Here is a 21,328-nt window from a genome sequence, read left to right as displayed (position 1 = left end):
CTGTGACCACTCTCAACAGCACCCCCCGCGCCGATGGCTTCTACATGCCCGCCGAGTGGGCACCACAGACGCAAACCTGGATGATCTGGCCCGAGCGCCCTGACAACTGGCGTCTGGGTGGCAAGCCGGTGCAAAACGATCACGTCGCCGTGGCCAAGGCCATCGCCCGTTTTGAGCCTGTCACTGTTGGCGTCTCGGCTGCACAGTACGACAACGCCCGTGCACGACTGAACGTGCCCAACATTCGTGTCGTCGAGCTCAGCAGCAACGATGCCTGGGTGCGCGACTCCGGTCCGACCTTCGTCATCAACGACGCGGGCGAGGTCCGTGGTGTCAATTGGGGCTTCAATGCCTGGGGCGGTTTTGACGGCGGGCTGTACGCGCCGTGGAACCTGGATGAACAGGTCGCCAGCAAAGTGCTGGAAATCGAGCGCTGCCCGCGCTATGTCACCGAAGGGTTTGTGCTGGAAGGCGGCTCGATCCACGTCGATGGCGAGGGCACGCTGATCACCACCGAAGAATGCCTGCTCAATCGCAACCGCAACCCGCACCTGTCCCGCGAAGACATCGAAGCCGTGCTGCGCGATCACCTGTCGGTCGAGAAAATAATCTGGCTGCCGGATGGTTTGTACAACGACGAGACCGACGGGCATGTGGATAACTTCTGCTGCTACGTACGCCCCGGCGAAGTGTTACTCGCCTGGACAGATGATCCGAAAGACCCCAATTTCCCGCGTTGCCAGGCGGCCATGGCGGTGCTGGAAAATGCCCGCGACGCCAAGGGACGTCCGTTCGTCGTGCACAAGATGCCGATCCCCGGCCCGCTGTTTGCGACTGAAGAAGAGTGCGCCGGCGTGGATCAGGTGCATGGCAGTCAGGAGCGCAACCCATCGGTGCGCCTGGCCGGTTCGTACGTAAACTTTCTGATCGTCAATGGCGGCATCATTGCTCCGTGTTTCGACGATCCGATGGATGACACGGCCCGCAAAATCCTCCAGCAGTTGTTCCCTGAACACGAGGTGGTCATGGTCCCGGGCCGCGAAATGCTGCTGGGTGGAGGCAACATTCACTGCCTGACGCAGCAGCAGCCGGCACCTCATCGCGGCTGAGTTGGTTCGCTTCTTGCTGTTATCAAGCCCATCAGACGATGGGCTTTTTTATGGGCGGACGGTTTCCGGTCGGCCAGATGAAGATAGGATCCCAGAGGCGTGTAATGCGCTTGCCGGGTCGTCCATCTGTAACAAAAGCTCCGTAGATTTCGCAGTCCACGACATAAGAGGTTGTCCTTATGAACGCAGGTCATGAGTTGCGAGTGACTCGAGGTTTTTCTGCGAGCAGTGAAGCACGGCAGATGATGGCGGACTGGTTACGGACGACCCGGATCCCGATGGTGCCCATGCACGACGAGCATGCGCTGAAACAACGTGGTGATTTTCGCAAGATGCTGTCGAAGCGTTATCCCAGCGGACTGATCAACGACGCGGAGATCGAAGCGCTGCTGGGCGTGCTTCACAGCTGACGAAGGTACGGCAACAGGCATTGCAGAGCCTCCGTTTGACCCCCATCAAATTGACACCCTCGATAGACGGGGGCTAGCATTCGCGCCTCCACCGCCTGTGGCCTAGCGCCATGTACGTGCATCAGTAGTCCACTGCGATGATTTCGTGCGGGCTTTCGGAACTCCTCCAGTCCCGGAAGACGCAGCTGCCCACCCGGGGCATTTGCCACAGCGCGCGATTAATCCGCTCACAAGGACAACAAGATGAAACAGCGTATCGGCCTGCTCGCTCTGGGCATCTTCGCCGCCACTCACGCCATGGCAGACGGTCAGGCAGATTCCAAAGGCTTCGTCGAAGACAGCAGCCTGAAGATCAACCTGCGCAACGCCTACATCAATCGCGATTATAAAAACGGACCGCAGGACCGCTCGGAATGGGGTCAGGCCTTCATGGCCGGCTACACATCCGGTTTCACCCAAGGCCTGGTGGGCGTGGGCGTTGACGCCTTCGGTCTGTACGCCGCGCGTCTGGACGGTGGCAAGGGCAAGAGCGGCGCAGGCGGTATCGACTTCTTCAAGCAGGGCGACAGCGGCAATGCGGCGGATGACCTGTCGCGTTTTGGCGGTGCGGTCAAATTCCGGGTGTCCAATACCGAACTGAAGTACGGCGACATGATGCCCGAGCTGCCAGTGCTGACCTACGACGGCTCGCGCCTGCTGCCTGAGTCCTACACCGGCACCATGATCACCTCCAAAGAGATCAAGGGCCTCACGCTGGTGGCCGGCCGCTTCACCGCCGAAACCCGCAAGAGCGCCGAAGGCCGCGACAGCGGTGATCTGAAAAGCATCAACGTGTACGGCGGCAGCTACAAATTCACCGAGGCCCTCAGCGCCGCGTTTTACGCCTCCGACGACGAGGACGTGCTGAAGAAGCAGTACGTGAACCTGAACTACGTCTGGGCGATGCCGAAAGATCAGTCTCTGACCTTCGACTTCAACGGCTACAAGACCAAGCTGGACAAGGACTTCGCCGTCGACGACGCCCGCGACAACAAGATCTGGAGCCTGGCGGCGACCTGGGCGGTCGGCATCCACTCGTTCACCCTCGCACATCAGCGCAGCACCGGCGAGACCGGTTACACCTACGGCGGCTACCGCAACGCAGGCGGCACCGGCGATGGCGGCAACACCATCTACCTGGCGAACTCCTACTGGTCGGACTTCAACGGCAAGGACGAACGTTCGTGGCAGTTGGGCTACGGCGTGAACCTGGCCACCGTCGTGACCCCGGGCCTGAGCTATCGCGTGGCCTACGTGCGCGGCGACAACATCGACGACGGCAGCGGTCGTGGGCGTGGCGAAGAGCGCGAACTGTTCAGCCAGTTGACCTACGTGGTCCAGAGCGGCCCGGTCAAAGACCTCTCGGTGCGCCTGCGTAACTCGTTCCTGCGCGTCTCCAACGATGTGGACCAGTACAACGTTGGCGGTAACGAAACGCGGATCTTCGTCGATTACCCGATCAACGTATTTTGAGGTGAAGCCTGCTGGCTGAAATGGATCTGTAGGAGCCGGCTTGCTGGCGAACCGTTCACGTCATTCACCACTACGGTGGCTGAACAAATGCATTCGCCAGCAAGCCGGCTCCTACGGATTTGCGCACAAGCCAGACGTGAGGTTTGACGCCGCCCCACCGCCTTCGCCAGAAAGTCGGCTCCTGCGGATTTGCACACAACCCAGACGTAAGGTTTGACGCCGACCCACTGTAGGAGCGCGCTTGCCCGCGAATGCGTCGGCTCAGACAACGCGGCTGTCGCTGACCCACCGCCTTCGCCAGAAAGCCGGCTCCTGCGGATTTGCACACAACCCATACGTAAGGTTTGACGCCGACCCACTGTAGGAGCGCGCTTGCCCGCGAACGCGTCGGCTCAGACAACACGCCGTCGCTGACCCACCGCGTTCGCCAGCAAGCCGGCTCCTACGGATTTGCACACAACCCAGACGTCGGGTTTGACGCCGACTCACTGTAGGAGCGCGCTTGCCCGCGAATGCGTCGGCTCAGACAACGCGCCGTCGCTGACCCACCGCCTTCGCCAGAAAGCCGGCTCCTGCGGATTTGCACACAACCCATACGTAAGGTTTGACGCCTACCCACTGTAGGAGCGCGCTTGCCCGCGAATGCGTCGGCGAAGACAACGCGCCGTCGCTGACCCACCGCCTTCGCCAGCAAGCCGGCTCCTACGGACTTCGCCAGCCTCACCATCCACAGAAACGGTCCATGATCCACTGCACTGGCGATCCCGCCCGCTCTCCCGCTACCATCGCCGTATCCCCACTCCCACCGGTTTCACCATGGCAATCGCCGCGCCACCTGACCTTTCCAATACCGCCGTCCCCGTGCAGCCTTTGTCACGGACGTATCCGCGCGGGCTGTACATCGAGCCCCACGAGCATGAATGGGGGCAGGTGCTGTATGCGATGTCGGGCGTGATGTGGGTCGAGACGCCCAACGAAGCGCTGGTCGTGCCACCACAGCGCGCGGTCTGGTTGCCGCCCGGCGTGCCCCATGGCATCCGCGTCGTGTCGGACCTGGAAATGCGCAACATCTACCTGCGCCCGGCACTCGCCAGAACCCTCGACCCTACGGTTGAGGTCCTGGAAGTCGGTCGCTTGTTGCGCGAGCTGATCGTCGGCCTTGTGGCCGAGCAGGACAAGGAATCGGACTACTACAACGCCGTAGTAAACCTGGCCCTGCTCGAACTCAAACGCGCCCGGCGTTCGTTGCTGAAAGTGCCGATGCCCGATGACAGCGACCGCCGGCTGATGAGCGTCTGTCAGGCGGTGATGATCGAGCCGTCCATTGATGTGTCATTCGAGCAGCACGCGGAAAACGCCGGCGCCAGTGTGCGAACGCTGTCCCGGCTGTTTCAGGCGGTGCTCGGCATGGGCTTCGCCGAATGGCGGCGGCAGGTGCAACTGGCGACTTCGGTGGCGGAGATCATCCAGGGCGTACCGGTCAACGCCATCGCCCGTTCCATGGGATATTCGCCGAGCAGTTTCAGCGACATGTTCCGCCGCGAACTGGGCATCGCGCCTTCTCAGTACCCGGTCGTTGATCCAGCCAGCTAACGTGTGCGCAGACTCTGTCCGAAATTCAGAAGCACTTGGCCGGTAGCCCTTGCCCTTCCTCCTTACACTCTGGTCATCGCTTAACGCTGTCGCGCCGCCGTCGAGCCGCGCGTCCCACGCACCGGAGTTTGTCATGAGCTACGTCATTTCCCTCGCCATCGGTATCGCCGTCGGTTTGCTCTATGGCCTGCTGGATTTCCGTTCACCTGCACCGCCTCTGGTCGCACTGGTTGGCCTGCTCGGCATGCAGGCCGGTGAATGGCTGTGGCCGGTGGGCAAGCAGTTCTTCTCCAACTTGGCGTCCTGAACCGATGACCTCCCTTTCCCAACTCTGGATAACCCATCATGAAAGCACTGCAATTCTCCCGCACCGGCGACCTGGCTGCGCTGGAAGTCGTCGATCTGCCCACGCCGGTCCCGGCGGCCGGCGAAGTTCTGGTGCAGATCAAGGCAGCAGGCCTGAACCCCAGCGACGTGAAAAACGTCCTGGGTCGCTTCCCCTACACCACGATGCCACGCATTCCGGGTCGTGACTTCGCGGGCGTGGTCGTCGAAGGCCCGCAGGAACTGATCGGCAAAGAAGTGTGGGGCACCGGCAAGGAAATCGGCTTTGTCCGCGACGGCTCCCATGCCGGCTACATCACGCTGCCGGCCAAAGGCGTGGCGATCAAGCCTGCATCGCTGAGCTTTACTCAGGCCGCCAGTCTGGGCGTTCCGTACACCACGGCATGGGACGCGCTCGAGCGCAGCCTCGTGCAGGCCGGCACCCGGTTGCTGGTCATCGGTGCCAATGGCGCAGTCGGAAGCGCCGCCATCGCACTGGCGAAAGTGCGTGGCGCCCAGGTGCTGGCAGCGGTGCGTAAACCGGACCAGCTGCAAGCGCTGCAAGCGCAAGGCTTCAACACGATCCAGCTCGACAAACCGGAAGACCTCAGCGCCCAAGTGAACGCCGTTTTTCCAGGCGGCGCCGATGTGATCTTCGACACCACGGGCTTCTGGCTACCGGCTTCTGTGGCGGCATTGGCCCAGTTCGGCCGCATCGCAATCATCGCCGCGCCGGTGGACGGCCACGTGCAATTGCCGGCGCTGGCGCTGTACCGCAAAGGCGGTTCGGTGGTGGGGATCAACTCGCTGCTGTATGGCGTGGAAGCCTGCGCGCGGATGCTGGAGCAGTTCGGCAAACAGTTTGACGATGGCACCTTGCCGCTGCCGACCGGGCTGATCGAGTCGCCGCTGGAAGAAGGCCTGGCGCGTTACGCCGAAGTGAATCAGGGCGGTGCCGACAAGGTGATTCTGCTGCCGTAACAGGCAATCACGAGCCTTGGAGCCAGGCTGCCCTACTGGACGGGCAACCCTTTCAGGTAGTCATGCTGGGCGCGTTTGATCGAGCCGTCTGACTGCAGCGTATCGATCGCGGTCCTCAGCTTCTCGACCATCTGAGGGTCGCAGTCTTTCGAGCACGCCAGATAAAGATCGGCGGTCATCAACGCCCGGCTCATCATAAGCGGGCGGTCGCTGATCTGCTTCCAGATATAAAGCGTCTCCGGCACGCCGTTGAACCACGCATCCACCCGGCCCTTGAGCAACATCAGCGCCGGGTTCTCGCCAATCTTCAGCGGATAAATCTGCGCGGCGGAAAAACCTTCCTCACGTAGCCGCGTCTCCTGCGCCGAGCCACTGCCCACGGCAATCATTTTGAAGGCCTTGCGCGCCTCTTCAAAACTCTCGACATGACGATCAAGGCTGAAAAACGCCCGGTCCATCGTCATCAGCGGCGCGATCCAGGTGAAGCTGCCTTCTCGGCTTTGGGTGCGGGTCAGCGGCGCGATGAGCTTATTCGCCCCAAGCGCCACGTCGCGTTGCGCGCGCGGCCACGGCGGCGACAGCAGGTGAGCGGAATACCCGGCCATCGCCATGGCTTGCAGGCTAATGTCGCCCGCGATGCCATGCTGGTCGCCTTGACTGGCCATGGTCAGCGGTGGCGCTTCGGCCACGTACACGTCAACCACCGGCAGCGCAAACGCCGCTGACGAACACGCCAACAGCGCGCTGGCCGCGTAACGGATACAACAGGAAATCCATTTCATGGCAGTCATGCTCAGAGGGAATAGGGCGCCGTGACAGTCCATGTGCCTGGTCTGCTATCCAGTCTGGCACCTGTTCGTTATCTCTGCCGGGCAAACCGCGCATCCTGCGTCAATTCCGGGGGAATAGTTGAGCGACGGCGATTCAGGTCTTGTTGTGCTCATTGGTGTAGCGCCCGCTCAGCACCCACCCACACTCCAGCAACGTCTCGATCCAGTCCTCGTACGAGTCGTCCACGTCCAGCAGGTTCATGAACTGGTCCTCGATATGGCAACGGAAGGTCTGCTCTTCGACGTTCCACTCGACATCCCGAATCCGCCAGACACGCTGCATCGGCAACTGAATGTTCAAGCCATGGAAAGGGACGAACGGCAGCTCCACTTCGTAGAGCAGCTTGGACCATTCGGACGAAATCTCCGGGGTCTGGTGGGTCCAGACGTACTTGATCAATCGGACTTTGTGCACGGTTGGGCCTTCTATCGTGATTCTGATGGCGGGTCGCTGTCCTGACGCAGACGCGAGGGCCCGTTGGATGGGTATACGTTACTCGATGGGGGCGGGATGGGGGAGGGGGCGCTTTGAATCTAAGGGCGCCATTTGAGCCTGATGGCTGGGTTCTCTCCGGGTGGCAGCCGTTTAGGCGTGATCCTGGTGAATGACCACGTTGAGCCCTTCTTCCTTATGTGGGGCCACAAAGTAACTGGTGATCAAATCGAACTCCGCGTCAGTCGCTGCGAAGTCATGATCTCCGCGCGTGTTTCTGAGGTCCAGCCGGGCTCGGCAGGTTTCGTCGTCGACGTCGAGGAAGTGAAGGCTGTGAGAAGCATGGGCGGTGTCAGCCAGACTGCGTAACCAGTGGCGGTCTGCGGGAGTGTTGGCGGGGAAATCGAGAACCACATTGATCCCGGCCTTTAGCATGTCGATGACCAAAGGGCCTACGACATCTCGGAGTCTTCTTGAGAGTTTTACGTAGTCTCCGACCGAGTGGATCTGGTCTGGGTAGAGCCTTGAGAGCCAATGGTCTTCAGTCAGCAGGATCGCGGCATGTTCGGCTTTTAGGGAATTCGCTAGGGTGGATTTCCCGGATGCGATCTTGCCGCACAGGAGGTGGAGTGTGGGGTTGGCCATGAAGACGCGTCCTTATGTCGAAGCACGATGATGCCCGTGGATTGAGGCCGGGACAATGAGGTGCAGGGTCGAGATGGCTGAGGCTTTTCAGCTGGTAAATGTGTGTCCCAACTCCCCCTCTGAAACGCCCAAACAAAAAAGGCCCGCCTTCCGGTGAGCCTCATTGCTAAGCCTAGTGCGGCTCCAAAAGTCAATAATAAAAAGTGTTTTTTGGCCTCGAATTTTATGCCTATATAAAATCTCATCCCGAAGGTTAGGCTAATTAAACTCCTATTATCTGCAGATATTTTGGTTATCCATCGAATACCCTTGATGCATCGGAGAAATGTGGACTTCATAAGCTCCGTCTTGGAGGCATTGACCGACTGGTTTTTACCGATGATGCAGAGTCCATTGAAAATTATTCGGAAAGTTTAATTTCCAAGTAATAATTTTAAATAAAATCCCACTTTTTAATCGTGAGACTTTATTCAAACATCTGTTCTGGATCTGCGGCTCGGTATTGATGTTCAGACGCCGCAGAAATGTACGCTGAATCTACTCATTGAGCTTTTTTGGCTTAGACTTGTAGTAAATTACAGTTTCATTTTGCCTTTTGGGCGCCTCTCCTTCGGACCGCTCTTCGTCGTTTAAATTAAATCGTAGTAGTTCGTGCGCAGACATTTTCCCATTTGTCCAAGCGAGTTGAGGGGGAGGACGATTTTCAAGCCGATATGACAATATAGAATGGATGCGTGCCAGCCTTTCGACGTCTGTAGTAATAAATCCTATAGGGACGGTGATCGAGCTATCTGGGCTCGGATGAATGTGGAATTGCGAAATTGCAACTTGTCCCGGGATCAAAAATATTTCGCTTCTGTCTTGCAATGGATCGCCACCAAAGCAGACCGCTGAAGGGATACGAGTCCCAAACCGCCGTTTCAACTCGTTTATTCCCTTATAATCATTGAATGGAAATAGAGCGACTATATTGCCCTTTACGCTTTCATCTTCCGCGAGCAGTGGCTCGATTTTTCGAGAGAACTCCCCCAGCAATGACCCATTCTCCCCCCATAAAGGAGCGAAGCTAGAAAGCCATAATGCGGAATGAATTGTCTTAGGCTTCCAGTCTCTAGAGTTATCCTTTAGGAGGCGTTCAAGAAAGGTGCGGTTATTATCTAGGTAGATCGGGCCAAACATTGCACGGGTTTGAGGGTTTCCATATCCAGTTTTCTTCTCCGCCCTGTCCAAAAGCCATGAGTTCAAATCAAATGAATTATTAGATGCATAGCGCAGGAGGATTTGGTCATCGACTATGTGGCAATATTCCTCCAGCGAAAGCCCGCCGCTAGGCATTTGTAGGCTATTTAAGTAGTCTGATATTTTTGATTCTAGTTTGTTAGATAAAGGACGTCTTCTCAAATCCCCGAGTTTTTCAGATGAGTCTTTGATTACGTTGACTCTGCCATTAGTGGTTGTTTCAACATGTATGTCTAGGTCTATAGGGATTTGTAGTGTACGATCTTGTTCGCAAGTGTTTATTTTATATAGTCGTGTCTTTTTTATATCTATTTCATTTTTCCGGGTATATTCAAGGTGTGCTCGATATTGCTTCCCGAATGCTTCTAAGATTTCAAGCTGACCTAAGCTTTTTTCCTCTGTAAAGGGAATTTCAGGAAGGCCGTACTTACTTTTGTCGTAAGTGCGTCTTGATAGAATGGTTAGAGTCAATAGATCAAATACTGGATTCTCCTCCTTTTCTTCGTACTTTGTCAGGCTGGGTAATATGTCGGCATTGCCATTTGTTTTAGTTTGTAGCATTGAAGATGGGGAAAGAAGACCCTCCGAGGTATATGTAGCTAGTTTATTGTCGGTCAAGCTTTGAACTAGGACTTCACATTCTCTTGTGGTCAAACCAAAATATTCCTGAAGCTCTCCAATGAGCACCTCTCCCAGCGCCAAAAGCAACCTGCAAGAAAATTCCTCTATCGCCGGCAAAGGGGCCTCTTGAGTCCAAGAACAATAAAGCCTATAGCTTCTAGCTGGAAGCAACAGTGAAATCACATTTCCGAGCTTACGTTCAGATTCAACTTCATTGGTTTCGAAATCAAACATTTGCCATCCCTCTGATTATGCCAGTTCCATCTGTAATTTCGTAACCTTTAGCGCGGTTATGAGCTTGCCCTTCAATGTAGTCTAGGACGAGGCTTAAGGCAGAGTCTGTATTGCTCTTGCCCCACATCCGCCTCGCGCCCAAAATGACTAGTCGCTCTTGCGCTCGAGAAAGCGCTACGTTGATGCGAGGTTGATCACCTAGAAAGCCTTGGTTTTTACTAGCGTTGTCTCTCACCAAGCTTAAGATTATGATCTTGTTCTCTTGCCCTTGATACGAATCAACAGTGTTTATTTTTATAAAGGGGCGAAGTGGTGCGGCCCATTCGCTTTTGCTAAGTTCAGCTTCAAATAGCTCTTTCTGCGCCCGGTACATCGTGATAATCCCAATGGGAAATGGCTGCTCGTTAGTGACGGAGTTGCTTAAGAGTGCTATTGTCTCGGTCGTTGCTAATGTTTTTAAAATGTGAAGTGAAACATCAATCTCGTGCTTGTTAATGTATCTGTTTTTTGCGACCTCTTCTTCACCAGAGGATAGCTCGCCGACACCGCTGTCGATCCAAGTCACAGGGTGATTCCATGGTGCAGGCAATAATCCATACCATTCCGGAGATAACCCCCTGCCAGTTTTTAGGCCCCCATCCGTGTCGCTATAGAAGCAACTAGAAACTATTTCGCCTATCTCAGAGGTCATTCTGTATTGCGTATTTAAGGTTATTCCGTTGTTAGTTATAAAGGCGCGTTCAAAATCTGTTTTAGAAACTTCGGCGCTACTTATACCCAGGCTCGCAGCAACCGATTTTAGGTGGCTCTTTTCATAGAACGGCGGGAGCTGGCGGTGATCTCCAACCAAGAGTGCCTTCCGGGCTGATTGAAGAGGGATCATCAACTCCGATGCTTGTGCTCTACCTGCTTCATCAACGATTACCCAGTCAAAAACAGACTCTTCGATGCTCAGTCTCTTGTTACCCATGCCTACTAGAGTTCCACAAACTAGCTGGGATGTTTTAACCAAAAATTTGTCATAGTTCGCTTCGCCGCTCGAAAGAACGTCAATCCAGTCTTGGCTTATTCTAAGCAAATTGTTTAATTTTCTTAAGCCTACAGGGTTATTTACACCAAACTGCTGTGCTACGGATGACGAGAGCTCTGACCAGAAGTTTTCTTCTTCTACTTTTTCAATCAATAGCTCGGGGTACCTGTTTTTAACGTTGCTGGCTATGCGTTCGACTGTGTCTTTGATTCGGTTGGATATGTCTGCACGCCTATCATCAGTTTCTGCGTGGCGATGGATCTTGTCTAAGCTTTTTACCAAATGTCTTAAATTTTCGATCATCGGATGAATACTGCGATGAAGTCTGGATAGCTCCTCTACCAGATCAGTTGGGAGCATTATTCTAGACGAAAGCGCATTAATACGTTGATCGTACTCTCGATGAAACTTATGACGAATTTTTCGTTGGATAGCCCCAGGGTGCGCATGGAGTAGATCTTCATCGATCATCTGCTCTTGCCCAAGTCTTACAATACTGATATCGGTAGAATGCTTTGCGCACACCTCGCGCGCTTTAATTGCTACGTTATCAACGGCAGTATGTGATTGGCCCACGAGTAAGATATTTTTTGCGCCCCCCGTGTGGAACAGATAATGGATAAGTTTGCTGACGAATGCTGTCTTACCTGTTCCCGGTGGTCCCTGTAACACACTAATTGGGCCTTCAGAGATGACTCGCTGAAAGGCGATTATCTGTTGGCTATTTAGCTTTTCGGTATCTGATCCCGGAACATCATATAGATCACGGATGATTTCTTCAGCGGGTATATCACCAGTGATAGTAGACTTATGGTGTGCGTTGAAGTCAAAATATGACGGTAACTCACTAATCGTAGCTCCGCCGTCTAGTACCTTGTCAAGCGCTCGTCTTCTTCTATCTCGAGACGCTTTGCTTTTCAGAGATTCTAAAGTTAGTTCAACTCCCTTTTTTAATTTTTTTCGTACTCCTTGCCAATTGGGCTTAACTGCAAGAAAGTTCGGATTGGTTTCAAGAAGATCTAACTCCCCGAAAGGGTTTTCATCTTCGGAAAATGAAGTAAAAACTTGATCATCAATCTCAAAGTCTAAAGTGTCTCCATGAGACAAACTATATGGTATGAGGAGCCTACCGTTTGAGCTCTCTTCGACATCGTCTTCAGTTATTTCGATTTTTATTAGAAGCTCACCCTCCTTATCCAGGAGGGTGCGCCAAATCTGGCTTGGAGCTACATACACCCCCTCTGGTACCTCATCCTCCAATTCATTGTCGCAAGAATATTTTTCGTCAAGTGCGTCAATGACCGGGGGGAGAGAGAATAATAAGTTCAATAGCTCACGCGATGAGTCAACCTGTGAAGTGCCTTGCTTAATGATAATTTTTTGGTGAATAGTAGTTTGCGATTTATTGCTCGCCGAGACTAGCTCGCTTAGTGCAATGTCCATGTTGGCTTTAACATTTCTTATTTGTCGTTGCTCAGGGTCTAGTGCAACCATCAATACGATATTGGTCGAGGTTATATAGCAGTTTAGAATTTCTGGGAATCGCTGATCCCATTTGCAGTTGAAATGGTACGAGTTACCATCAGGCTCCAGTTTTACAGCTTCCTTTGGGAACGAACTGTGTGCCCAAATAAATACCATCGGGCTCTCAGTAATAGCGCTCTCAACTTTGGCGTCTGATTTTTTTTGTTCTCTGATGCTTTCCAACAAAGGGTCTAGAGACACCGGGATGCTATTTGACTGTTTATTAGCCCTTTCAATTTCGGCATTAATTTCTGGCGGTATGCCATCTCCAAATAATTCAGCTACTAATTTATATGTAGCGTAACGGTCCCTTCCAAAGCTATCTGTTATTGCTGGGTTTTTGGGGCCATATTCGACGTTAAATGGTTCACTGCTATCCCCTAAATCAATCAAGTCGATAAGTGTTACTTTCGGCGTTGCGAGGTTGTCGGGAAGATCGTCGTCGTATGGCGCGAGATTTACAATAATATTTCCAGGGTGAAGGTCCCCATGGGCTAGCCCGTGACCATGCATTTTTATAAGCGCAGACACCAATATCTCAGAAATTATTATTTTTGATGGGGCGTCGAACGTCGGAACAGCCTCATTCCAAATAATACCTTCTTCGTATTCAGTGGCAATAAAAAACCCACCACTTTCTAGAACGCCGTAATCAATTATTTTCGTTATAGGAAGATTTTGCGTGGCCGCAACCTCAATCCGTTTACGTAGCCTGAGTATTCTTCGGTTCATGCCAGGCGTGTCGCGGCCTACATACGCCTTCTGCCAAAATTTGCAGATTCCTTTCCCTCCTTCGTACGCGAACTGGTAGGAAATTTTCGCACCGGCGCTCAGGCTTTGGCCCGGAAGAGGGGGGAAATTTTGGTAGAGCGAGAATGGGCTCCACTCACGCTTTATAAATGTACCAGACATAATCTGATCTATAACTTCCTGAGTGTCATCGTAACTTAATGATACTCCCATCGTAATCGAGTTAAACTCTGCGAGCATTTCACTAGCGGTGTCATGCCTTACTGTATAGTCCCAGTCTAATGCTTTAATGAAAAAGTCATTCAAAGCTCCATTGAATGGATCCTCTTTAGGAGGGCTCCAAACCGGCACGCTATTCTCTCTCGGTGGAAACTGTCCAAAGAAACATATTTGATAAGCAACTTGTCCGAGCAGAAATACATCCTGTCTGAATGGGTCCAGTATATCCCCATCTAGCCCAAACTCATCCTCTGGTAAGGTCGACTCTGAACTTTTGAGAATTGCACGTAAATCTCCAACGGTTCCTTTTTCTGGAAAAAAAGCTGCTGCGAACCCAGATGTCATTATGCTTTTTTGGTCCGTGGCGTACCAGAGATTGTGGCAATCAATATCTCTGTGCCCAATGCCTAAGCCATGTAGTTCAGAAAAGGGCGCTAATAAAGCTCTTACGTGATCAAGCCTTTGCTCTGTGCTCCATTTTTTTGCATTGGAAGCTAGGTACTCATCTAATCGTTTTGTCGTGCGACGTAATTCGTACAGCTCAGTCGCATCTTCAGAGATATCTTCTTCTCCAAGTGAGATTAGCGGCCTCAGCATATACTGTTCTAATTTGCTATTTTCCGCTCTGGCGTGGCGAAATATTCGATGCTCTCTTAGCGCTATGTTAGCCCATTGATCTTGAGTCGCGTGCCCAATTCCTAACCTTGAAAAGTCCCACCGTCTCATCAAGGATTGATCATTTGAGTCCTCTTCGTGTAATCCCTTGTATTCAACATATAGGCCTTTGCTGTGAGTATACCAGGGGTTTTCATTTCCTACATAATGATGTGAAACAAATCCTTTAGGTTTGACCATGTGGCCGCTGAAAAAACTTTGAATAAAAGGTAGTACCTTCTCCGAGTTAGGCCTAGGTTTACCTAGTTTCTCAAATACGGCATAGATATATTTGCTCTTGTCCTCTGTGATACGCTCGTAGTCAGAGGCTTCTCTGATTTTAATAAACTCATCCAGGGTGTGTACATACCTTTTTTCTGTACTAGTTAATAGCTCTGGGGTAGCGCTTCCGCACAGAACCACATGTGCCTCTACGAGAGGGTAGTATCCAAGCTTATGTTCAAGTTCTTGCTTAAGGATATTTGTCAGCCTTAAAGCATGAACCCTTTTAGTTTCGTAGGGGCTCTTGCTTCTTCTTTTTCCGTTTATATACCATTGCCCATCTAGGCTTTCGAGCTTCCCGCTCCACTCCTTTAGCTCGACCAACAATAGTCTATCGTGAGTAATTATTAAAAGATCTATGTCCATAGATCCCTGGTTGTCCACCACTAGAAGCGATGCATAAGAAAACCAGCTGTCTCTAAGTTCTTTCTCCATTCGTTCTACAGCGCGCACTTCACTTTTATGTAGTCCGTTCCCACCTAATATTTTAACGCGCATAACATTTATAGTCCCTTTAGATAAAATCTCGGAGATCCAATCACCCAGATAAATGGCATTGTTGGATGGCGCTTTGATACTAGCGGATGCATGGCATTTTGCCTATAACCAGCAGGTTGATTGAGAGGGGCCTTGATCGCCGATGGTGGTTGCCGGTGCGGCTAGATCGACCGAGTACACATTCGCTGGAGGCGTGTTGCTGCTAAACCTGCCGGGTACGAAGCTCATTGCTCATTGTGATCAGCTTTAGGTAAGCCTCCAGCCATCTATTACGAGTCGCGTTCGCTGCCCCATAGTGCACCCTAGGGAACAATTTTTTTGCGCTTTTCGTCCCGGCGTGGCGACCATACCAATACTCCGTTCACCCCATTTAGCTGCCAATGCCATGATCAGGTTCCAAAACCAAATTTTTAACTCGCCCCCACGGCATTTCGTCAAGAATGCTGAGTGTGATCAGGGATCAAGGCCCCTGCGACCTGTGGGGATGTCCATTAACGCTGGACTCACGGCTCCTTACGACCGGGAGCTTGGGTATCTCATTATCTGGCCTCCTGAGCACTTCCGAAGAAGTGGGCGGGTGGAGGCTGCACTGGCTGACGAGACCAACGCCGCGAGATCCTGAGTCAGGTGAAGGCAGTGATGCGATGACCGGGGCATGCCTGACTGTCAGTCAGGTGCAGTCCATTCCTTGGGCTGCGGCACCATCATCTGCATCGCTGTTGCTGGTGACTTCGGTGTTTGTCACGCCGATTGTCACGAGGGGGAATGCCGCAAAGCCTTTTACGAGTTGGCTGCAGCAGCGGTAGGAGCGCCCGTCTCTTTCCGGGAGAAAGAGATGGGCGCAGGTTGGCGCAAGGAATGCCTACGCGAATAGATCGCAGCAGGGCAGCTACAAAGACGAACCGCCCACCTTGGCGATCGACACCTCAATCAACGCCCGCGCCGCATCAAGCTGATGCACCACCGAGCGCGCCAACGGGCGGAATTCCAGCGTGCAGTTATCTGCGACTTCGTAGGCGGTGGCTGCGGCGCAGGCGAGGTATTCGGAGGCGGTGAGCAATGCGTCCTCAGCTCTTACGCCGGGCTTGACCGAGAACAGGCTCAGGTTGCCGAGGTTGGCGTTGATGCAGGTTGATTGTGGGGCGGGTGTTTCGGGTGGGTGAGGGGTGGATTTAATCATGGTGTCTCTCCTGACTTGGATGAGACCGACACCGTTCGCGACTAAACGAATAGGTGGCGGCTGTACGCGGGTTAGTCGACCGGGAAGTCAGGCACCCGGCGCACCCGAAGGTGCCCCTCGTACAGCCACCATAAAAGGACAGAACCGATGTCGATGACAGCGGCTCAGGTTATGGGGCTTTACGCGCCTGACGTGTTCGGGCGACTAAACCCGGTCGTTGTTTGCAACGACACGCGGGAAGGTAGTCGCCGGATCAGATACGTTCAAGCGGTCGGGAGGATATCGCTTAATTTCAGAAGCGTCCTACGGGATTTGGGACTTTTTGTGTGGGTTGGGCGGGGAGGTAGGACGGTAGTGCGGCGGAGGGCGGCTTTCGCGGGCAAGCGCGCTCCTACGGGGATTGGCGGTGTGGCATTTGGCACAAACAAAAAAGGCCCACCTTTCGGTGAGCCTTTTTGCTAAATCTGGTGCCGGCACCAGGAGTCGAACCCGGGACCTACTGATTACAAGTCAGTTGCTCTACCAACTGAGCTATACCGGCGTTGTGGGCGCTGATTATAGGGATTTGATCTGGCGAGTAAAGCCCTAATTTCAGTTTTTTCGCGGCCCTTATGCCGGAAGGCGATTACCGTTATTCACAATCTGCACAAGCCCAAGGCGACGATCGGTCAGATTCAGGAACCATTCTCAATCGTTCGCAAGCTACTGTTTTAGCGCCAATTTTACGCTGGCCAAAAAATGAACAAATGGTTACATCCCCTCCAAAGCAGGATTTCCGGGCGTTCGCCGGAATTTCATCAACAGACTTATCCACAGGCGCGCGCGTCAAAAAATGCTCACAGTCGCTCTGCAAGAATGAGCAGATTCCGCGGAGTGACTTGGCTGTCGCAGAAGGTGCCGATGCGTACGTCGTACCCGCACTCAGTCAGATAAAGCGCGCGATCGAGGATGAGCCACATTTCCAGCGGCCGGCGGAAGAGGTTGCGCAGCAATTCGAGGTTGCGCACTTCGGCCAGACGCGCCCATCCCGCCGTTTCAAGGGCGGTCCAGTCCTGACTGCCGGGGGAGGGGAGTTGCTTGAGTTCTGCGAGGTCGCGACAGTAGTCGGCGAAGGGTTTGTCGAGCCAGGCGCTGGGCAGTGAGGGTATGGGCAGGTAGTCGTCGACGCCGCGAAGTTGTCGCTGTAGCAGGTCGAAGCCGAGGCGTCGGGCCATGGAGGTGTCGCGCTGGCGGCGTATGCGGGCGCCGGCGGTCACGGTTTCGCTGAGGGGCAGGCCGAGGTCATCGATGGAGAGCGTAAGCGCAGACGCTTTGCCCCGCTGGGAGATCGGCAGGTAGTGCTCGCCAGCGATGCGGTTGTAGCAGCAGGGCGCGATCGCCAGTTGTTGGCAGTGGGCGTCGCTGGCGAGGTGCATGAGGCGCACATGAAGGTCGCCGCAGGCGTGGAGGGCGACGGGCGTGTGATGCGCTTGGAGGCGCGCAGCCGCATCGTCGGCTAGGACGTCTTGATGCAGATGGTTCGCGCGGATGCCCAGTTTGTCGCTGAGTTGCCTTCCCGCTTCAACCAAATCCGCATCGTATTCCAGGCAGGTCAGGGCTTGGCCGCCATGGGCGAGGCGCCGACCGAGATGACCTTTGCCCGAGCACCAGTCCAGCCAGTGGGTTGGCTGTCGCTGAAAGCTCAAGCGGCTGGCGAAGGCTTCGATCTGCTGCCACTTGCGGCCGGGCACGTCGACGCTCATGCGCGCTGACACAGTCTCCAGGCTAACGGGCGGCAGCGCGTCGATCTCGCTTAACGCCTTCGACTGTAAAGCTAGCTGGGCGAAAGGCTGCGGCGCATCGAGCTGTTCGGGATGGTTGTGTGCCGCTTCTGCCTGTTCGAGCGAACGTTGTCGCAGCCACCGTGACAGCTCCAGGTGCTGCGACTCCCACGGCAGATGGCGATGGGTGAAGGGTCGCGGGCGCCACAGGGCCTGATGCTCTAGGAGGAAGGCATCGAGCGCGGCGAATCGGGATTGGAGTTGCGCGGGTGTGAGTGGCATTTGATTAGGGCAGTCGGGATATGCGTTGCAGCATACGGTGAATCATGGGAAGGGAGCGCTCTTCAGGCACAGCGACCTTTGGCGGTTGAAATGCCGCTTTCGCGAGCAAGCTCACTCCCACATGGACCGAGTTCTCTGTGGGAGCGCGCGGCGATCCTCACCGCCCTTGGCTGGCGTCCACTCGCAAATAGCGCTCCAGCAGTTTGAAGCCTTGCACCAGCACGAACGACATCACCAGATAGATCAACCCGGCGATGAGGAAAGTCTGCTCCGGCATGTAGGTCCGCGCGTTGATGGTGCGGGCCATGCCGGTGATGTCGAGCAGGGTCACAGTGCTCGCCAGTGCGCTGGCCTTGAGCATCAGAATGACTTCGTTGCTGTACGCCGGCAGGCCGATGCGTGCAGCGCGGGGCAGGATGATGTACAGCAGCGCTTTGCCTCTGGACATGCCCAGTGCGCGAGCTGCTTCGATTTCACCGGGCGGCACGGCCTGAATGGCGCCGCGCAGGATCTCCGCGATGTAGGCGGTGGTGTGCAGCGTCATGGTCAGCGCCGCGCAGAAGAACGGGTCGCGCAGGTAAGGCCACAGCGGGCCTTTGGTAACAACGTCGAACTGCGCCAGGCCGTAATAGACCAGAAACAGCTGCACCAGCAGCGGCGTGCCACGGAAAAAGAAGATGTAGGCGTAAGGCAGCGCCCGGACATAGGCGTTACGCGAGGCGCGGGCGATGCCCAGGGGAATGGCGAGAATGAGGCCCGCAATTACCGCGACGGCGACCAGCTCCAGCGTGACGGTGGCGCCGTGCAGCAGTTTCGGCAGCCATTTGAGGACGAATTCCCAACTCATGACGCGCTCCTCGCAAAGCCTACCGAAGCGCGTTTCTCCAGCCATGCCAGGCCGATCATCGACAGCGCGGTCATGCACAGGTACATCAGCGCCGCGACCATATAGAAGGTGAAAGGCTGCTTGGTGGACGTGACCGCGATCTGTGCGTGGCGCATGACTTCCTCCAGTCCGATGACTGATACGAGCGCGGTATCCTTCATCAGGATCATGAACAGGTTGCCCAGCCCCGGCAGCGCGATGCGCCACATCTGCGGCATTACCAGCTTGAAGAAGATACGCGAGCGCGACATGCCCAGCGCCAGCCCCGCCTCGCGATGACCTTTCGGGATCGACAGCATGGCGCCGCGAAACACCTCGGTGGCGTATGCGCCGAAGCACAGGCCCAGGGCAATGACGCCAGCCGCGAACGCACTCAGCGACAGGTTCGGGATGTCGAACAGCTTGCCGATCGCCCGCATCGAGCTGACCGTGCCGAAGTAGATCAGCAAGACCCACAGCAATTCGGGGATGCCGCGCACCAGTGTGGAGTAGGTGCCGCCGAGCCACTGCAGGGGTCGATTCGGCGAAGTCTTCGCCAGCGCCCCGAGCAGGCCGAGGACCAGCCCCAGGCAGAGGGCCGACAGCGCAAGTTGGAGGGTCATCAGCATGCCGGCGGCAAGGGCCGGGCCGAATCCATAGAGATCGAAGTTCATGGCGGTGTTTGTCTAGAGGGCAGACGCCGCCGTCTGCGCGAGCAAACGGCGGCGATGGTCAGGCAGGTCAGAGGATGCTGAACGGGAAATACTTGTCGTTGATCTTCTTGTAGGTGCCGTCGGCGATGATTTCTTTCAGCGCTTCGCTCAGCTTGTCGCGCAGCGGGTCGTCTTTGCGCACCGCGATGCCGATCTTGTCGTCAACCGGCAGCGCATCACCTTTGAACTCGAAGCTCTGGCCTTCCTTGCCTTTCAGCCACTCGTAGCTGGCGTATTTGTCGCCGAGCAGTGCGTCGAGGCGGCCCGACGCCAGGTCGAGAAAGGCGTTTTCCTGGGAGTCGTACAGCTTGACGGTCACGTCGTCGCCCCAGTTGTCTTCCAGCCACGAGCCGGACAGGGTCGCGCGTTGGGCACCGATGGTCTTGCCCTTCAACGTTTCCTTGATGGCAGCCAGATCGCCGCTGAGGTTGGTGGTTTTAGGCGCGACAAATTGCAGCTTGTTGGAGTAGTACGGGATGGTGAAGTCGACGGCCTGCTTGCGTTCTTCGGTGATCGACATCGAAGAAATCAGGAAGTCGAACTTCTGCGCGTTGAGCGCTGGAATGATGCCGTCCCAATCGGAAGTGACGGTTTCACAGGTCACTTTCATCTTCGCGCACAGGGCGTTGCCGATCTCCACGTCAAAGCCCACCACCTGACCGCTGGCGTCCTTGTTGTTGAACGGCGGATAGGCGCCCTCGATGCCCATTTTCAGGGTGTCGGCAGCAAAGGCGCTGGAGGCCATGGCCAGGGTGGCGGCAGCGGCCAACAGAATGTTTCTCAGGGTCTGCATCGATGTTGCTCCGTTAGCGATTGCTGGACATGAATTGTTTGCAGCGCGCCGACCGTGGGTCATCGAAGACCTGGTCTGGCGAACCTTGTTCTTCTATCAGCCCTTGGTGCAGGAAGATCACTTCGCTGGACACCTGGCGGGCGAAATTCATTTCGTGGGTCACCATCAGCATGGTGCGGCCTTCTTCGGCGAGGCCACGGATAACACTAAGCACTTCCTGCACCATCTCGGGATCAAGGGCAGATGTGGGCTCATCGAACAGAATGACCTTGGGCTGCATCGCCAGCGTGCGCGCAATAGCGGCACGTTGCTGCTGGCCGCCCGACAACTGTGCGGGATACGCATGACGTTTGTCGGCGATACCCACTTTGGCCAGCAATGCTTCGGCAACTTCGGTGGCTTCGGCTTTGCTCTGCCCCAGCACGCGGCGCGGCGCCTCGGTGATGTTATCGAGGACGGTCATGTGCGGCCAGAGATTGAAATTCTGAAAGACAAAGCCGATCTCGCTGCGCAGGCGGTTGATCTGACGGTTGTCGGCAGCGATCAGTTCACCCTTGCGGGTGGCTTTAAGCTTGAGTGCTTCGCCGGCGACGAGAATCTGCCCCTGATGAGGGTTTTCCAGCAAATTGATGCAGCGCAGCAGCGTCGACTTGCCTGAGCCGGAGGAACCCAGAATCGAGATCACATCGCCATCGCGGGCGCTCAGCGAAATGCCCTTGAGCACGTCGAGTTCGCCGTAGCGTTTGTGCAGATTGCGGATTTCCAGGGCGGGCGTGGCCTCGGCCATGTTCAGTCCTCGTGTGTTCGGTGGGCTCATCGGGTTGGCGGGTGGGACGCAACCGGGCGA

The 21,328-nt window shown here is 55.1% G+C and carries 17 protein-coding genes and 1 tRNA gene; 6 read left to right on the top strand and 12 right to left on the bottom strand.

What is annotated here, in order from left to right:
* The first annotated feature begins 2 nt into the window (after nt 1-2).
* From aguA to EC919_RS10310, 6 genes are all read left to right on the top strand, one after another.
* Nucleotides 3-1,109: an agmatine deiminase gene (gene aguA, locus EC919_RS10335; protein ID WP_133773629.1), complete on the top strand. Its 1,107-nt coding sequence runs from the start codon at nt 3-5 to the stop codon at nt 1,107-1,109.
* Nucleotides 1,110-1,288: 179 nt separating this feature from the next.
* On the top strand, nt 1,289-1,519 hold the full coding sequence (locus tag EC919_RS10330) for a hypothetical protein (protein ID WP_133773627.1): 231 nt from the start codon (nt 1,289-1,291) through the stop codon (nt 1,517-1,519).
* A gap of 243 nt (nt 1,520-1,762) precedes the next feature.
* Nucleotides 1,763-3,031, top strand: a complete 1,269-nt coding sequence (locus tag EC919_RS10325; protein ID WP_133773625.1) for an OprD family porin — start codon at nt 1,763-1,765, stop codon at nt 3,029-3,031.
* Nucleotides 3,032-3,847: 816 nt separating this feature from the next.
* Entirely contained in the window at nt 3,848-4,624 is a 777-nt protein-coding gene (locus tag EC919_RS10320; protein WP_133773623.1) for an AraC family transcriptional regulator, read from the top strand.
* A gap of 133 nt (nt 4,625-4,757) precedes the next feature.
* The gene (locus EC919_RS10315) at nt 4,758-4,931 is read left to right on the top strand and encodes a DUF1427 family protein (RefSeq protein WP_133773621.1); all 174 of its coding nucleotides are present in this window, start codon (nt 4,758-4,760) and stop codon (nt 4,929-4,931) included.
* A 38-nt stretch (nt 4,932-4,969) separates the two neighbouring features.
* Nucleotides 4,970-5,929 carry a quinone oxidoreductase family protein gene (locus tag EC919_RS10310; RefSeq protein ID WP_133773620.1) on the top strand — a complete coding sequence of 320 codons (960 nt, stop codon included), beginning with the start codon at nt 4,970-4,972 and terminating at the stop codon, nt 5,927-5,929.
* 32 nt (nt 5,930-5,961) lie between these two features.
* Here the strand turns inward: EC919_RS10310 and EC919_RS10305 are convergent, their stop codons facing one another.
* The 12 genes from EC919_RS10305 to EC919_RS10245 all read right to left on the bottom strand — a co-directional run bounded on the left by EC919_RS10305 (nt 5,962) and on the right by EC919_RS10245 (nt 21,268).
* The gene (locus EC919_RS10305) at nt 5,962-6,711 is read right to left on the bottom strand and encodes a substrate-binding periplasmic protein (protein ID WP_133773618.1); all 750 of its coding nucleotides are present in this window, start codon (nt 6,709-6,711) and stop codon (nt 5,962-5,964) included.
* 142 nt (nt 6,712-6,853) lie between these two features.
* On the bottom strand, nt 6,854-7,174 hold the full coding sequence (locus EC919_RS10300) for a hypothetical protein (protein WP_037016364.1): 321 nt from the start codon (nt 7,172-7,174) through the stop codon (nt 6,854-6,856).
* A gap of 171 nt (nt 7,175-7,345) precedes the next feature.
* Entirely contained in the window at nt 7,346-7,837 is a 492-nt protein-coding gene (locus EC919_RS10295) for an AAA family ATPase (protein ID WP_133773616.1), read from the bottom strand.
* A gap of 537 nt (nt 7,838-8,374) precedes the next feature.
* Nucleotides 8,375-9,931 (bottom strand): hypothetical protein, encoded by a 1,557-nt coding sequence (locus EC919_RS10290; protein WP_133773613.1) that lies wholly within the window; start codon nt 9,929-9,931, stop codon nt 8,375-8,377.
* Nucleotides 9,924-14,888, bottom strand: coding sequence for an AAA domain-containing protein (locus EC919_RS10285; RefSeq protein ID WP_133773611.1), 4,965 nt, complete (start codon nt 14,886-14,888; stop codon nt 9,924-9,926). Before EC919_RS10285 ends, EC919_RS10290 begins: the two co-directional genes overlap by 8 nt.
* Nucleotides 14,889-15,777: 889 nt before the next feature.
* Entirely contained in the window at nt 15,778-16,068 is a 291-nt protein-coding gene (locus tag EC919_RS10275) for a DUF6124 family protein (RefSeq protein ID WP_133773609.1), read from the bottom strand.
* A 465-nt stretch (nt 16,069-16,533) separates the two neighbouring features.
* Nucleotides 16,534-16,609, bottom strand: a tRNA-Thr gene (locus EC919_RS10270).
* Nucleotides 16,610-16,904: 295 nt separating this feature from the next.
* On the bottom strand, nt 16,905-18,110 hold the full coding sequence (locus EC919_RS10265; protein WP_133773607.1) for a methyltransferase: 1,206 nt from the start codon (nt 18,108-18,110) through the stop codon (nt 16,905-16,907).
* Between the two features lie 157 nt (nt 18,111-18,267).
* Nucleotides 18,268-18,957: an ABC transporter permease gene (locus tag EC919_RS10260; RefSeq protein WP_133773605.1), complete on the bottom strand. Its 690-nt coding sequence runs from the start codon at nt 18,955-18,957 to the stop codon at nt 18,268-18,270.
* The gene (locus tag EC919_RS10255; RefSeq protein ID WP_133773603.1) at nt 18,954-19,649 is read right to left on the bottom strand and encodes an ABC transporter permease; all 696 of its coding nucleotides are present in this window, start codon (nt 19,647-19,649) and stop codon (nt 18,954-18,956) included. The genes EC919_RS10260 and EC919_RS10255 overlap by 4 nt, the downstream gene beginning before the upstream one ends.
* Before the next feature lie 67 nt (nt 19,650-19,716).
* Nucleotides 19,717-20,481 carry an ABC transporter substrate-binding protein gene (locus EC919_RS10250; protein WP_133773601.1) on the bottom strand — a complete coding sequence of 255 codons (765 nt, stop codon included), beginning with the start codon at nt 20,479-20,481 and terminating at the stop codon, nt 19,717-19,719.
* Between the two features lie 13 nt (nt 20,482-20,494).
* On the bottom strand, nt 20,495-21,268 hold the full coding sequence (locus tag EC919_RS10245; RefSeq protein ID WP_133773599.1) for an ABC transporter ATP-binding protein: 774 nt from the start codon (nt 21,266-21,268) through the stop codon (nt 20,495-20,497).
* Between the last annotated feature and the right edge of the window lie 60 nt (nt 21,269-21,328).

It is taken from the genome of Pseudomonas graminis, assembly GCF_004364335.1.
Taxonomy (GTDB): domain Bacteria; phylum Pseudomonadota; class Gammaproteobacteria; order Pseudomonadales; family Pseudomonadaceae; genus Aquipseudomonas; species Aquipseudomonas graminis_D.
The sequence above is the reverse complement of the archived record's forward strand: the minus strand, read 5'-3'. Positions and strand labels throughout refer to the sequence as shown.

Bases quoted from the DNA above. Each gene is read 5' to 3' on its own strand.
- EC919_RS10290 (WP_133773613.1), bottom strand. From the start codon at position 9,931: ATGTTTGATTTCGAAACCAATGAAGTTGAATCTGAACGTAAGCTCGGA.
- EC919_RS10330 (WP_133773627.1), top strand. From the start codon at position 1,289: ATGAACGCAGGTCATGAGTTGCGAGTGACTCGAGGTTTTTCTGCGAGC.
- EC919_RS10310 (WP_133773620.1), top strand. From the start codon at position 4,970: ATGAAAGCACTGCAATTCTCCCGCACCGGCGACCTGGCTGCGCTGGAA.
- EC919_RS10250 (WP_133773601.1), bottom strand. From the start codon at position 20,481: ATGCAGACCCTGAGAAACATTCTGTTGGCCGCTGCCGCCACCCTGGCC.
- EC919_RS10265 (WP_133773607.1), bottom strand. From the start codon at position 18,110: ATGCCACTCACACCCGCGCAACTCCAATCCCGATTCGCCGCGCTCGAT.
- EC919_RS10260 (WP_133773605.1), bottom strand. From the start codon at position 18,957: ATGAGTTGGGAATTCGTCCTCAAATGGCTGCCGAAACTGCTGCACGGC.
- EC919_RS10245 (WP_133773599.1), bottom strand. From the start codon at position 21,268: ATGGCCGAGGCCACGCCCGCCCTGGAAATCCGCAATCTGCACAAACGC.
- EC919_RS10325 (WP_133773625.1), top strand. From the start codon at position 1,763: ATGAAACAGCGTATCGGCCTGCTCGCTCTGGGCATCTTCGCCGCCACT.
- EC919_RS10255 (WP_133773603.1), bottom strand. From the start codon at position 19,649: ATGAACTTCGATCTCTATGGATTCGGCCCGGCCCTTGCCGCCGGCATG.
- EC919_RS10295 (WP_133773616.1), bottom strand. From the start codon at position 7,837: ATGGCCAACCCCACACTCCACCTCCTGTGCGGCAAGATCGCATCCGGG.
- EC919_RS10320 (WP_133773623.1), top strand. From the start codon at position 3,848: ATGGCAATCGCCGCGCCACCTGACCTTTCCAATACCGCCGTCCCCGTG.
- EC919_RS10315 (WP_133773621.1), top strand. From the start codon at position 4,758: ATGAGCTACGTCATTTCCCTCGCCATCGGTATCGCCGTCGGTTTGCTC.
- EC919_RS10275 (WP_133773609.1), bottom strand. From the start codon at position 16,068: ATGATTAAATCCACCCCTCACCCACCCGAAACACCCGCCCCACAATCA.
- EC919_RS10285 (WP_133773611.1), bottom strand. From the start codon at position 14,888: ATGCGCGTTAAAATATTAGGTGGGAACGGACTACATAAAAGTGAAGTG.
- EC919_RS10305 (WP_133773618.1), bottom strand. From the start codon at position 6,711: ATGAAATGGATTTCCTGTTGTATCCGTTACGCGGCCAGCGCGCTGTTG.